14 protein-coding genes and 1 pseudogene are annotated in these 13,348 nt (G+C 52.0%); 1 reads left to right on the forward strand and 14 read right to left on the reverse strand.

Going from position 1 to position 13,348, the window contains the following annotated elements; translation table 11 throughout:
* Nucleotides 1-63 precede the first annotated feature (63 nt).
* The 13 genes and pseudogenes from HOV93_RS24615 to HOV93_RS24675 form a co-directional block, all read right to left on the reverse strand.
* Nucleotides 64-930, reverse strand: a complete 867-nt coding sequence (locus HOV93_RS24615; RefSeq protein WP_207399213.1) for an alpha/beta fold hydrolase — start codon at nucleotides 928-930, stop codon at nucleotides 64-66.
* 57 nt (nucleotides 931-987) lie between these two features.
* Complete coding sequence (locus tag HOV93_RS24620) at nucleotides 988-1,419, reverse strand: organic hydroperoxide resistance protein (protein ID WP_207399214.1); 432 nt, start codon at nucleotides 1,417-1,419, stop codon at nucleotides 988-990.
* Between the two features lie 38 nt (nucleotides 1,420-1,457).
* Nucleotides 1,458-2,081: a cysteine hydrolase family protein gene (locus HOV93_RS24625; RefSeq protein ID WP_207399215.1), complete on the reverse strand. Its 624-nt coding sequence runs from the start codon at nucleotides 2,079-2,081 to the stop codon at nucleotides 1,458-1,460.
* 28 nt (nucleotides 2,082-2,109) lie between these two features.
* Nucleotides 2,110-3,165, reverse strand: coding sequence for an NAD(P)H-dependent flavin oxidoreductase (locus tag HOV93_RS24630; protein WP_207399216.1), 1,056 nt, complete (start codon nucleotides 3,163-3,165; stop codon nucleotides 2,110-2,112).
* Nucleotides 3,158-3,373, reverse strand: a complete 216-nt coding sequence (locus HOV93_RS24635; RefSeq protein ID WP_207399217.1) for a tautomerase family protein — start codon at nucleotides 3,371-3,373, stop codon at nucleotides 3,158-3,160. Before HOV93_RS24635 ends, HOV93_RS24630 begins: the two co-directional genes overlap by 8 nt.
* Before the next feature lie 139 nt (nucleotides 3,374-3,512).
* Nucleotides 3,513-4,229, reverse strand: coding sequence for an SDR family NAD(P)-dependent oxidoreductase (locus HOV93_RS24640; RefSeq protein WP_207399218.1), 717 nt, complete (start codon nucleotides 4,227-4,229; stop codon nucleotides 3,513-3,515).
* Nucleotides 4,230-4,289: 60 nt separating this feature from the next.
* The gene (locus tag HOV93_RS24645) at nucleotides 4,290-5,114 is read right to left on the reverse strand and encodes an oxidoreductase (RefSeq protein ID WP_207399219.1); all 825 of its coding nucleotides are present in this window, start codon (nucleotides 5,112-5,114) and stop codon (nucleotides 4,290-4,292) included.
* A gap of 140 nt (nucleotides 5,115-5,254) precedes the next feature.
* The gene (locus HOV93_RS24650) at nucleotides 5,255-6,202 is read right to left on the reverse strand and encodes an AraC family transcriptional regulator (protein ID WP_207399220.1); all 948 of its coding nucleotides are present in this window, start codon (nucleotides 6,200-6,202) and stop codon (nucleotides 5,255-5,257) included.
* Nucleotides 6,203-6,494: 292 nt separating this feature from the next.
* Nucleotides 6,495-7,901, reverse strand: a complete 1,407-nt coding sequence (locus HOV93_RS24655) for a DUF1254 domain-containing protein (protein WP_207399221.1) — start codon at nucleotides 7,899-7,901, stop codon at nucleotides 6,495-6,497.
* 396 nt (nucleotides 7,902-8,297) lie between these two features.
* Nucleotides 8,298-8,450: a TMEM175 family protein gene (locus HOV93_RS26680; protein WP_207399222.1), complete on the reverse strand. Its 153-nt coding sequence runs from the start codon at nucleotides 8,448-8,450 to the stop codon at nucleotides 8,298-8,300.
* A gap of 219 nt (nucleotides 8,451-8,669) precedes the next feature.
* Complete coding sequence (ycaC, locus tag HOV93_RS24665) at nucleotides 8,670-9,299, reverse strand: isochorismate family cysteine hydrolase YcaC (protein ID WP_207399223.1); 630 nt, start codon at nucleotides 9,297-9,299, stop codon at nucleotides 8,670-8,672.
* A gap of 52 nt (nucleotides 9,300-9,351) precedes the next feature.
* Nucleotides 9,352-9,831, reverse strand: coding sequence for a DMT family transporter (locus tag HOV93_RS24670; protein WP_207399224.1), 480 nt, complete (start codon nucleotides 9,829-9,831; stop codon nucleotides 9,352-9,354).
* A gap of 58 nt (nucleotides 9,832-9,889) precedes the next feature.
* A pseudogene (locus HOV93_RS24675) lies at nucleotides 9,890-10,987 on the reverse strand (alkene reductase).
* A gap of 120 nt (nucleotides 10,988-11,107) precedes the next feature.
* Here HOV93_RS24675 and HOV93_RS24680 point away from each other — a divergent pair.
* Entirely contained in the window at nucleotides 11,108-12,016 is a 909-nt protein-coding gene (locus HOV93_RS24680) for a LysR substrate-binding domain-containing protein (RefSeq protein ID WP_207399225.1), read from the forward strand.
* 7 nt (nucleotides 12,017-12,023) lie between these two features.
* Here the strand turns inward: HOV93_RS24680 and HOV93_RS24685 are convergent, their stop codons facing one another.
* Entirely contained in the window at nucleotides 12,024-13,166 is a 1,143-nt protein-coding gene (locus tag HOV93_RS24685; RefSeq protein ID WP_207399226.1) for an FAD-dependent oxidoreductase, read from the reverse strand.
* Between the last annotated feature and the right edge of the window lie 182 nt (nucleotides 13,167-13,348).

Here is a 13,348-nt window from a genome sequence, read left to right on the forward strand (position 1 = left end):
ATTCCGACATCAAACAGAAGTCTTTGGCATCATTTCGTCACTCCCAAGCTTCTGTTGAGGCAACTATGGAGCGGCCAATTTTAAGAAGTCATTGACTAATGCAGCAATTTCATCCGCCTTGGTATCAATCGCGAAGTGCCCTGCGTCTAGGATGTGAACTTGTGCTTTCGGAACGTCGTGCCGAAATCGCTCAGGCTCGCCGGGATCGAACGACGGGTCATATTTACCCCACAAAACCAGAAGATTAGGCTGGGTCTGCTGTAGCCATCGCTGCCACTTCGAATACTCAGCGACGTTCGTTCGATAGTCGTAGAAAAGATTACTTTGAATCTTCAACTGCCCTGGCGAGGATAAGAACGCAAACTCATCCGTCCAGAGATCAGGGTTGTACAATTCAACGCTTGGGTCACTCCCCACGTGACGAAGTCTTGCAGCACTCAGCGATAGCAAATTGTTTCGCATCGCTTCCTCATGATCAGCCCGATTGTCCCAATATGCCCGCCGTAGATCCCAGCTAGTTCCTAAGCCTTCGTTGTGAGCAACCGCGTTTTGTACAATCAATCCCGCGATTCGTTCAGGATGGGTCAGGGCCATGCGGAAACCAATAGGCCCGCCGTAGTCTTGCATGTACAGCGTGTAACTGGCTAGATCGATCTGTTGCACAAAACGAAGCATGATCGATGCAATCGTCTCGAAGGTGTAGTCGAAGTGCTCGGGATCAGGCCAATTGCTATGGCCGAAGCCCGGATAGTCGGGTGCAATCAAGCGATAGCGATCCGAGAGCCGACTGAAGAGTGGCTCATACATCCGCGACGAGGAAGGAAGTCCATGCAACAGGAGCAAAGGGGGTAAATCTTTCGCCCCCGCCTCACGATAAAAAATTGATATGCCGTCGATCTTTGTCTTTCGATAATAGGTGCTGGTCGTCACAGCTCGCTCCTTCAACTTAGCAAAGAGATAAACCTAGGCCGAGGTGAACTGTTCACGTTACGCGACAGTTTCGGCCAGCTTCGTTTCAACCTCGATATTGCCGTGAACTGCACGCGAGTATGGGCGCAAGCGATGGGCCTCGTCGATAAGATCCTGGGCCGATCGAGCTTCCATGTCAGGCAAGGTTACGTACAGACGGGCCGCCAAATAATATTTGCCGTCCTTCGTGTTCAAATCGACTTCCGCATCCACTGCTGTGTCGGGAGATAATCGGAGTTTCTTCGCCGCCTCTGCAAGCTTGATGGCAGATAGAAAGCAACTTGACCACCCCATCGCAAACAATTGTTCTGGATTTGTTCCATCTCCTTTGGCTCCTGGATTTGTGAGCTTGACCTCCAGGCGATGATCCGAAGTTCGCGACACACCTCCATCTCGCCCGCCTGTTGTATGGGCTTTCGCGGTATAGAGGTTCCTTTCTAACTGAGACATTGATCTCTCCTTTTAAACTTGAAATAGGCATACCGTGTTTACGATCCGAGACGATTAACGAATTCACTGGTGTTGAGGATCTCGTGGGCGAATGTTGGACCGTTGACATGATGTGCGGCATGCATCGCCTCTTGGCTGAAGGCGGCTGTCGCATCTTTTACAAGAGTGACGTGATAACCGAGTTCCATGCCGTAACGTCCAGTCGATTCGATGCAAGTGTTCGCAAGCATGCCTATCAGGACGATCTTCTCAATCCCATGTTCTTTCAACTGATGATCAAGATCGGTATTTGCGAAGCCGCTTTGCGCCCAATGCTCTTTAATAATGACGTCGCCCGACTGCGGCTGGAAATCATCGTGAAACGTTCCACCCCAACTATCCTTGGCGAATGACTGTCGACGAGCCGCCGCGAGTTGACTGGGATTGGCGTGACGCCACTTTTCGTAGTCGTCTGGCTCCCAACGATGATGCGGAACGAAGAAGACCTGAGTGCCAACTTCTCGAACTGCATCCATGATCGATCGCAGATGGGCGAGCATGTTTACCGACTCTGCAACTTCCTTTGCATATGGCCAGAGTTTGCCTTCTGGGGCCAGGAAATCGTTGTAAGGGTCGACCAATAGCAGCCCTGTTCGCGTAGGTTCGTATCGTGTATTCGACATCTTTCATTTCCTAATTGATTTGATGTTGTTAAGTAGGTAAGTCTGCTACCATTCGGGCGATTACCTCTCGCGCCGGAATCGCCTCACACTTCGTGGCTCCGACGCCCGCCCATTGGGCGCCAAATTGTTGGTTTCCTGCTGCCTCCGCTGCGATGCGAAGGGATTTTCCGGCATCGTAGGCAACGGGATAGTCTGGAATCGTATTGGTCGAGGCGATCGTGTCGCCAAACTTGGTGAAATCATTGACAACCGAACGCGCCGGTCGACCCGATATCGCTCGTGTCATCGTCGTGCGGCGATTTGAGACGTCTCTAATCGCCGCACTGTAGCCGGGATCGAGGGAGACTTCGTGGCAGAGGAGAAAGGCGGTACCCACCTGAACAGCGCTCGCCCCACTTGAGATGGCAGCGGTAACATCGCGGGCGTCCATAATGCCCCCGGCGGCGATAATCGGTAGGTTTGTGTGCTGAGAAAGTTTTCCAGTCAACTCCAACGTCGACAGCTTCTCGTCTTCACTTTCCGGTTCGAATACACCCCGATGCCCGCCAGCTTCATAGCCTTGAGCCACGATCGCATCGACTCCGGCCTGTTCAGCCAATACGACTTCCGAAAGGTTCGTGACTGTTGCGAGTATGCACGATCCACGCGCCTGCAGTTCTCGAATGTGATTCGCCGAAGGCAGGCCAAAGTGGAAGCTAACCACGGCCGGACATTCCTCGTGAATCACTTCTTGAAGGGCCTTGTCCGCCACATAGCTGCGATAGATTTCGCGCAGTAGTTGCGGAGGTTCCGAATGAAACGCTTGGAAGAGTGGTGTTAAGTGATGCAACCATTTCGCTTCCTTATTTGCATCTCGTCTCGCTGGACGATGGCAGAAGACGTTAACATTGAAGGGGCCTTTTACCAATTTTCGTACGGCTTCGATCGCCGATCGGGCCGCATCAGGACCAAGATGACCGATGGCGACTGATCCCAATCCACCAGCATCCGACACAGCCGCAACCAATGCTGGCGTGGATACTCCGGCCATCGGAGATTGGATGATTGGGTTACGAATACCAAGTCGTTGGATGAAATTATTCATGTGGGGCTCCCGCCTGACGGCGATATTCCAGAGTTGGTAAACCAGCGACACCCCAGTTGTCAGTGCTGATTTCCTGAATCACGACGTGCGTTAATTCAGGCGGTTTGCTTAGAACGTGCACAACGACATCCGTCACGCCGCGAATTAATTCTGCTTTCTGCTGTCGAGAAGTTCCCTCATCGGTGATCTGAATCGTTATGATTGGCATCACGTTTCTCCTTTGAGAATCTCACGAACTTTGGTATGTGCCTGAATTAGAAACTTGGATGTCGCAAGGCTTCAGCAAGATTCCGCGAAGCCTCAATTTAAATTGGCATGAATGCCGCTTCTGTGAAAAACGAAGGCGATTACCACTTGCCCGCGTGCTGGCCGCCGTCAACGTGGAGTATCTCACCGGTAACGAAACTCGCGGATTCAAGGTACATCACAGCGTCGATAATTTCGAGGATTTCTCCCATTCGCTTCATCGGATGCAATGCGGACAGAAGATCGTGCGTTTCGGGGGTATGCATCGGAGTTTTGATAACGCCCGGCGAGACCGCGTTCACTCGCACGCCACGGTCGGCAAACTCGATGGCCAGCGCACGGGTAGCCGAATTAAGGCCCCCTTTGCTCAGGTTAGCCAAGGCAGAAGGAACTTCTTTGATTGGTTGCTCGTCCAGCGAAGTCGTGATCTGAATGACATGTCCGTTTCCCTGTTTGAGCATCTGTCGGACTGCTTGTTGCGTGACGTAAAAGAACCCAGCGACGTTTACCGACATTACTTTCGTAAAATCCTCTTCGGAATAGTCGACGAAAGGTTTTGCGAGGAAGATTCCCGCGTTGTTCACGAGCGTATCCACACGGCCGAATCGCTCAATTGTAGTACTGACGACCTTTCGCGCCGTCTCGGGATCGGCAATATCTCCAGCAACTGATTGCAAGCGTTCGGAATCATGGGTCCTCTCAATGCGCCTCGAATTGGCGACGACATGATAGCCTCGCTCGAGAAAGCTGGTGACGAGGCCGGCTCCAATGCCTTGCGACGCGCCGGTAACAATAGCAACTTTTGGAGAATGGGACATGATTTAGCTCCTCTTAGAATTGATGGAAATAGTTTTAAAGATGTTAGATGTGATACAGACTTAAAAATCGGTACCGACGGACAGGCTTTGCCATTTCGTCAGTTCGGCGGTGACAAAGGCATTTTTGGCTTCGATCGCGGCCACCGCGTCGCTGCCAAACGGCATTCGGAGCGGAGCGTCTTGGCTTCCGGCCAGCTGTACCATCGCGACGGCGAACTTCTTCGGATCGCCCGGCTGGTGGCGGCTGACCTGTTCGGCTCGTTGACGCGTTGTCCCAGCCGTCGCGTTGTAATCTTCAATGCGCGTCGGACTAACCAGCAGCGACTTCGCTTCAAGGAAGTCAGTCCGGAAATAGCCTGGCTCGACGATCGTTACCCGAATGCCTAGCGGTGAGAGTTCTTCGGCCAACGCTTCGCTTAGACCTTCGACTGCGAACTTGGTTGAGCAGTACACTCCGAAACCTGCGCCTGCTCGGTATCCGCCGCTCGACGATATATTGAGAACGTGCCCGCTTCGCTGCCGACGCATTTGCGGCAAGACCGCCCGGGTAACGTTGAGCAAACCGAAGACGTTCGTACGATAGAGATGTTCGACTTCCTCGGCGGTCGCTTCTTCGACCGCTCCCAAAAGTCCGAAACCTGCGTTGTTGAGGAGAATGTCGATTCCCCCAAAACGTTCGACAGCTGCTGCCACGGCTGCGTGGGCTTGCATCTCGTCGGCCAAATCCAAGGCGACCGCGAGCAGTTGGGAATGACTGCCAACTGCCTCCACAACCCCCTGAGGGTTCCGGGCGGTCGCAACGACGTTGTCTCCAGAGGCCAGAGCTTGTTTGGCGATGAGAGCTCCGAATCCTCGCGAAGCTCCGGTAATGAACCAAGTTTTCATAGCAAATCTCCTTTGAGTTTTCGTCGTGCGAAACTGTTCCGCGTCGACTACTCAGGAGATTATGGGCTTATGCGTCCGGGCCGGCTGTTCACCGATTGCGGTGACTATCGCTAGATTGCGATGACTTTAGGAAAACCGACTTAAGGAGCCCCGGGCGAAGGAAGATTCTGCCGGAAAACAGTGGGGGTAACGCCATTAGCCTTTCTAAGTGCCGCCGTAAAGGAAGATGGCGTCCCATAGCCGACTGACAACGCAATCTGCGTGATTTCCAACGCCCGATTGGTCAACAAGCTCTTGGCGGCTTCCATGCGTTGGGCGACCAGAGCTTCGTGTGGAGTCATACCGGTCGCTTGCCGAAACGCAGTGGCGAAGTGAAATCGACTAATAGAAAGCAAGCCGGACAAATCGTCCAAGGTAATTTCATGTTCGAGGTTTTCCCGCATGTACGAGGTGACCTCCTTAACTTGTCGCAGCGATAAGCCCTTCGGCGTGGAAGCATTCTGCAATGATTGGACGGACGAGTGAGCTCGGATCAGTTGCGTACAAAGTAGATCCAGCGTTTGTTCCACGAAGAGTGTGTTTGGTTGAGAGTCGCAGTTCACTTCGCGATGGAGCAATTCGAGAATACGCATGGTCGTCGGATCCTCAAATCCCACTCGATCCACGAGCTCGATCGGTCTTCCGCCGGCGAACTGGTCGGCACACTCCTGCAAACGCTGAGGAGGAATATAGACGTGAGAAACTTCAATGGGGCCAGCCAAATCCCAGCGACCATCGTGCCCCTGAGGGATAATTGTAACCGTACCCTTTCGAGTCCGGGCATTGAAGCGTTTACCGCCAGACAGCAAGGTAATGGGTTGTACCTCGCCGTAGTACGTCATGACGACATGCTGATTCATCGCCGGCAGAAAGTCATGAATTTCACCATGCTTCCAGGACCGAGTCAGCCGCGTTCCTCCCTTAAGCTGCTGGTCTACGACGACCGGAGGCGCGTCAATAATTTGCGCAATCTCTTGGTCCGGAGTGCGCTGCTGGTCATGAGATCCAGATACTGTTTGGTCACTGACTAACACATGTTGATTAGCCATGTATCCTCTAACTCCCGAAGTTACTTCTAGAATTCCAGTTATTCTCAGCGGCCAGGGGAAACTGACGGTTGAGCTAACGATTCATTCAAATGAAACGGGGCGATTAGGAATTTATGAAGATGCCTAAATCTAGCTTCTTGGCTGTCTTCTACGTAGTCCAGTGGCAGGGAACCATATTTGCTGTCCCTGCTGATGGTTTTGCCGATTAGAACCGACCAAGCCACTGCCGAAGTGACGTGCTCTTTTTCAAAGTTATGCGTGCCCCGTAAAACGGGGTCTGAGCGGTCGGACGCTATTCTACGGCAGCCACGGCGGGTGGCTTCCAGGTGCCGTCGAGAATGGACGGGTTCTTCTCAGATGGCCAGTAGAGGCGAAGCATTAAAATGAACTTGTCGTCGGGACAAGGAAGCCAATTTGATTCCTTCTTTGCGCCGGGACTTTCGTGCTGAATGTAAAGGTCAACCGAACCATCAGCGTTCTTCTTCAGATCATTACGAGCACTAAGCGTATAGCGGTTCAGCTCATTTCCGTAGAAGAAGTACTTGTCGTTGTACATAGTCAATGACCAAAACCCATCGACAGGCGGCATCTGTCCTTTGGGAAAGTGCATTATGTATTTCTTCTTCCCGTCGTAGGCATCTCCCTTGGAATCATTGGTTGAGGTTGGGTAGACAGCATCTTGTGGGCGATTCGCTCCTAAGCCAATTGCCGTGATGAAAGCTCGCTGGAGATAATTTGTTCCGTACAGTCCGGTCTTGGTGGTAAAGAGCCAGCCGTTGATGTTTTTGCCCGCGTCATCGTAGTGACCGATAATCGTTTTGAAGGCCGTTTCGGGTACATCTTTGAGGGCGTCTTGCACGTCGGCCGGAAGCTTATCGAAAGCAAAGGGCTCGCCGGGAACGATCCCCAGGCTGGCCATCTTTTTGACGATCGGGGCGTCCGCTTCAACCGGTGGGTTGTCCTTCATCAGCGAAGCAAGCAGATTGAAATAGGTTGCCGTGTCCATGGAATTCACTTGCTCACGAACGGGCGTTTTCATGTCGATCGACGGATCCACCTTCCCGACTGGTGGCGTGTACGACTTGCCATAAGAACTGAGCGGCACAACGGAGATCTCATTTTGAAGTTTATGCACTGCCGCGTAGTCCTCCTCGGTACCGGTGCAATTGATACGCCCTAACAGCCAGACAATGCTCGTCGGGCTTTTGTATTGGGTAACTCCTTCGGGAAGTTTTCCGTCCCAACCAGGACCCGTGATGGCATAGGTTTGCGGTCCGGTCCCGGTAGTACGTTTTCCAGGGACCTCAAAGACATCAGTCCAACCATCGAGCATAGGGAAGAGATAGTAGCGATCGTTCGCGTCCGGCAGGTCTAGTACCCATGGTTCCTTAGCTACATCAACCCACGCAACTGTGTACAACGTGTCAGCGTTTGGTGCCGTGACATCATGAAACTCTGCGTTTGGGTATTCTCTCAAGCGTGCGAACTGTCCCATTGGGGCATGGGTGTCTTTCGGCTCAGCGACGTTCGTCATCACACGGCGGGTGATCTCCATGGTGATGAGCGGATAACCAAAGATGTACGCTTCCGAGGCAATACTCTTCGCCTGGTCCGGTGAGAGTTCGGCTGCTTTAACCAGATTGGTTTGGGCAACCATGCCCGACAACACCAAAGCTGCAATCCAATATGATTTCATCATGTTCCCCGATAAGAATGGACAGATTCGCCCCTTGAGAATGCATCGCCTGTAATGTAAATCGTAGCTCTCAGGAATTTCTTATGGCAACGAATTTCTCTGTCTTTCATTGAGCTTTCTCGTTTTCGTAAATTTGCGAGGATGCCTTGCTTTGAGCCTGTCAAGCGAAATTCCGGCAAACATTTTAGAGTTGTGAGGACGGTTTTTGGCATTAACTCTCGGTATAACCCGTCATGCGTGGTTCCGTCGCAGCAGCTACTGCCGCATGGGCCTTCAAGTGGTGTTGAGGCCCAACGGCTCTTGAATAAGGAGAACCATGATAAGGTTCTACGACGGGTAACACCGTTTCTAATGTGGCGTGGATCTGCACACTAAGAGGATGTACTTGTGCATCCTGGATCAGGATGGTAGTAAGCGACTGCATCGGAATGTGCAGGCCAACCTACGTGCGTTTCTATCCGTTCCATGCGGAACTTTCATCTCGAGTACCATCACCGTGATAGCAATGGCCAACACGCCGTCACTGAACGCTTCCATTCGCGTGCTTTTCATTTTGTAAGCAACTCTCCAAATGGAATCTCTGCACAAGTTAATTTCGGCACGCACAATCACTAAAAATTCGCCGCAGCTACCCCGCAGAGTCAGCCTCTTCGTGCTGACTCTTTAGTCACTCCTGAGGTGTACTCTCCGAACCCTATTTCGAAGTGCAACCATGCGTTTGCACCGATTCGAGTCTTCCGATCCCGTGGGCGATGACGAGAAAGCGAAGTACTACTTTTTGGCCGCTTGCAGCATTTTGTAGCTGGTCATCAAGTTGCGATAGTTGGGCAAGTGATTCGAAAGGAGGGTCCCCAATCCCTCCATGTCATTTCGCCAATCGCGATGCAGTTCACAAGCGACCGAGAACCAATTCATGAGTTGTACGCCGGCCGCCGACATTCTTTGCCAGGCTGCCTGTTGAACGGTTGTATTAAATGTTCCCGAGGCATCTGTCACAACGAAAACGTCGAAACCTTCTTCGATCGCTGATAGGGCTGGGAAGGTAACACAGACATCAGTTACCACCCCTGCGATGATCAATTGTTTACGTCCGGTGTTTTTAATGGCTTGAACGAACTCTTCGTTATCCCAGGCGTTGATCTGACCGGGGCGACGAATGAATGGGGCATTCGGGAATAGATTGAGGATCTCGGGAACCATCGGACCGTTAGGGCCTTCGTCAAAGCTCGTGGTTAGAATCGTTGGCAACTCAAAGAACTTACCAACGTCCGCAAGAGCCAATACGTTGTTTTTGAAGTCGTCCGGAGAAAAATCTTGAACAAGTGAAATCAGGCCTGACTGATGATCGACCAAGAGCAGTGTCGCGTCGTCTTTGGATAGCTTTTTGTAGGAAACCGTCATAGGAATCACTTTGAGATGGAAGGGAGTTTTTGGGATCGTAGCTGAAGTTCAGCTACATATTTGTACTCTGTCGCGGTGTGGAATCATTCTGAAATCGCTGAAGAAGGATCACTCCGCCAACAATAAGACCCGCTCCAAGCACTCGGCCAAGATTGATGGGTTGTGGATGGGCGACCAAGACATGGAAGTGGTCCAATATCAACGAAATGATCATTTGCCCAGCAACGATCGAGGCAAATGTCAATCCGGAACCCAGCTTGGGAAACGTCAAAATAACTGTGGTGACGTAGGCAGCACTGAGGATTCCGCCGGTCCAGTAGAACCACGATGCTTGTTTGACGCCTTCCCAGGAAGGTGATTGTCTTGTTACCAGTACGTATGCCATCAGCGCCAAGGCACCGACAGAGAAGGAGACTAACGCAGCATAGCTAGGATTTGCGAGTGCTTTTCCAAGTTTGGAATTGACGCCACCCTGCAACGGCAGTGCAGACCCGGCTGCCAAAGCCAAAAGTATCCAAGTTAGTTTATCCATGGCTCTAGTGACCCTTAAGAATTCGTCAGTTGTATCGCTTCGTGAAATTCAAGTGGAACTACGTGACCTGCGTCATGATTGGATAGTCCGTGTAGCCCTTCGGCCCCGGAGTATAGAAAGTCGCTGGATCCGACGAATTCAATGGTGCGTTAGCTTCGAAGCGAGCAGGAAGGTCGGGATTGGCAATAAAGCTTTGTCCAAACGCAATGGCATCGGCGTCCAAAGCTTCAATTGTCGCAACTGCCGATTGCCTGTCGTAGCCACCATTGGCAATCAGGTTTCCATCGTAAGTTTGCCGAATAAATGGCGTTACGCGCGGGGCATCCGGATTGAACAATCTACCTGGTCGAATCGCCTCGGCAACGTGAAGGTAGGATAGATCATACGTACTCAGCATATCGGCGGCCTGGATAAATAGCGATCCCGGGTTACTATCTCGCATTCCGTGGGCATTCATGGTGGGGCTAAGGCGAACGCCGGTGCGATCTGAAGACCAAGAGGAAGTAACCGCTTCCACGACTTCTCAAAGGAAACGGAGGCGATTGGACACCGATCCACCGTACTCGTCTGAGCGTTGATTCGATGCATCGCGAAGGAACTGATCAATCAAATAGCCGTTGGCGGCATGTATCTCGACCCCATCGAAGCCTGCCTCACGACCTCGACGCGTTGCGGCAGCGTACTCGTCAATGATGCTTCGTATTTCGGCAATTGTTCGTTCATGAGGAGTAACAAATGGCTTCTTGCCAGTTGCTGTATGCGCTTCGCCGATCGCCGGGATAGCACTTGGAGCGACCGGTAGCTGACCTTCGTTATAATCCGGATGAGATACACGGCCCATGTGCCAGAGTTGGAGAAAGATGCGTCCGCCAGCAGCATGAACTGCGTTGGTAGCATGCCGCCACCCGTTAACCTGATCAGACGTGTAAATTGCCGGAGCACCGTGCCATCCGTATCCTTGGCTGCTAATCGCGGTGGCCTCGGAGATGATTAAGGCTGCGCTAGAACGCTGCCGGTAGTACTCCACCATTAGCTCGTTCGGTACTCGATTGGTTGACCGGGCACGCGTTAATGGAGCCATAATCACGCGATGTGGAATCTTGATCGCCCCTAAATTCAGAGGTTGGAACAAGATGTCGTTGGGATCTATTGTCATTGGTGTTCTCTTTTGGCAGGGACCGTGAGGGATCACAGGGAATCATAGCGATTGCGATTGTGATTTATAAAATATATAAAAACGAATACAGTCATGTGAAAAACGTATAAGGGGCGTTTCATGGAATTGCGGCATTTGCGTTACTTTGTTGCCGTCGCGACGGAACTCAGCTTTTCTCGTGCTGCTGAATCTCAGTTTGTTGCTCAACCGGCACTAAGCACCCAAATTGCGGACTTGGAAAAGGAAATCGGAGCAAGGTTGTTGTTTCGTAACAAACGGGTTGTCAGGTTAACGCCGGCAGGTTCGCTCTTCTTGAAGGAAGCCCGAGCAATTCTGAAGGCTGCGGATGAAGCGAAGAGCAAAGCACTGAACGCCTCGCGGGGAGAGTTGGGGCAACTTAGGGTGGGATTTTTCGCGGCACCGATGATGTATCTTCTTCCTGATCTCATCCGAAGTTTCCGATTGGAATATCCCAAGGTGACCACACATCTGCACGAACTTACTCCTGATCGACAGTTGGTTGCTTTTGCAAACGATGAGCTTGATATTGGATTCACTCGCCCACTACCGTCTGGCAATCTAGGATTGACAGAGGAAGTTCTGTTTCGAGAACGATTCTTCGCTGTCGTACCCCAGACACATCGACTTGCCACTCGCAAACGAGTTCGGCTAGTTGACCTGGCAAACGAACCGTTCGTACTCTTAAACCGAGAAGTGGCATGTGGGCTGTACGATCACATTATTCATTCCTGTCGCGAGCATGCCTTCTCTCCTGATGTCAAACTATCGCCCGAACTTATGACAGCCGTACTAACGCTGGTCGCTGCTGAACAGGGAGTGAGTATCATTCCTGAAGGCGTGCGGAACCTTCGTCGCAGACAAGTCGCTTACATTCCAATTTCGCCGGCCATAGAACCGATCCCTTTGGTAATGTGTTGGCGCAATGACTCGATATCGCCGACCATGCCGAATTTTCGGAAGCTTGTTCAGCAGTGCTTGCCGCGACTTCGACAAGCGGAACGCACTTAACACATGGCTAAATGTTGATACTAGCAAGCAGTGCTCCCAAGCCTTCGGAAAGCGTTGGGTGGGGGTAAATCGTGTCTCGAATTGTATGGTAAGGCAGTCCGGCGATCATGGCGGTCTGCACGGCCGCTAACATTTCAGATGACTCAACACCAAGTGCAGAAAAACCAAGGATTCGCCTATCGTGACCAACTATAATCTTCGCAAACCCCTCAGTCTCTGAGAGCGTACGGGTACGCAGGATGGCGGCCATGGGAATCGTTGCCACTTGGTGGGGAATCGCTTGTTGTTTCGCCTGGGTCTCTGTCAGCCCTATTCGTGACAATGGCGGGTCAGTAAATAGAACATACGGAATGAGTCGTCCGTTAGTGCTCCGATCTCCGCCCTGCAAGTTGTCGCGTACGATTCGAAAGTCGTCCAAACTGACATGGGTGAACATTGGGCTACCGGCAACGTCCCCCATGGCCCAGATGTTTTCGACTGTCGTTTCTAACCGCTCGTTTACTTTGATATGCCCCCGTTCGGTCAACTCGACGCCGGCTGATATGGCATTTAGTCGATCCGTATTGGGAGTCCGGCCGGCTGCAACGAGAATGTCGCTCACTTCCAATACCGTAGGCCGACCTTGGCTGATCACGTCCAGCATTACCTCCTCTCCACTACGACCTGCGACGTGTTGCAAATTCGTATCCAGCAAAATTTCGATTCCGTTCCTTTTAAGTATCTCGAGAATTGCGTCGGAAACATCGTCGTCTTCATGTGGCAATAGTCGCGTCCCTTTTTCCACAATTGTGATGCGGCTACCGAGTCGGGCGAGTGCTTGAGCCGTTTCCAGGCCAACGTAACCACCGCCTAGTATGGCAAGATGATTGGGTACATGCTCCAAGTCGAGCGTTTCAACATGGGTCATTGGTCCTGCTTCCCGCAATCCAAGGACGTCGGGGATACTCGCTCGTGATCCGGTGGCGATGAAGATACGCTCGCCTTGCACGGTCAGACGGCTTCCATCCCGCTTCGCTACATCGACAAGGGTGTTCGAGAGGAAACTGCCTTTACCGTAAAGAACCGGAACCCCGCTCGCCGCGAACCGTTTCTGATGAATCTCGGCGAGATCGTGGACCATCGCCTTCTTTCGTTGAAGAACGCGGGCCATGTCGACCGACACCGCCCCGGTACTGACACCGAACTCTGCGGCTCGGTCGACAATCCACGGCTAACGCATACTAAGTCGTTGGCAGGCCTATGATTTCCGCTAGGAAGTTCACGTTCCAGCCTGCCATACGCCGCCGCATCACGATGCTTTCCTTGCTTTTCTGCTGTTTGATCAAGCTGATC

The organism is Bremerella alba, from assembly GCF_013618625.1.
GTDB classification, from domain to species: Bacteria; Planctomycetota; Planctomycetia; order Pirellulales; family Pirellulaceae; genus Bremerella; species Bremerella alba.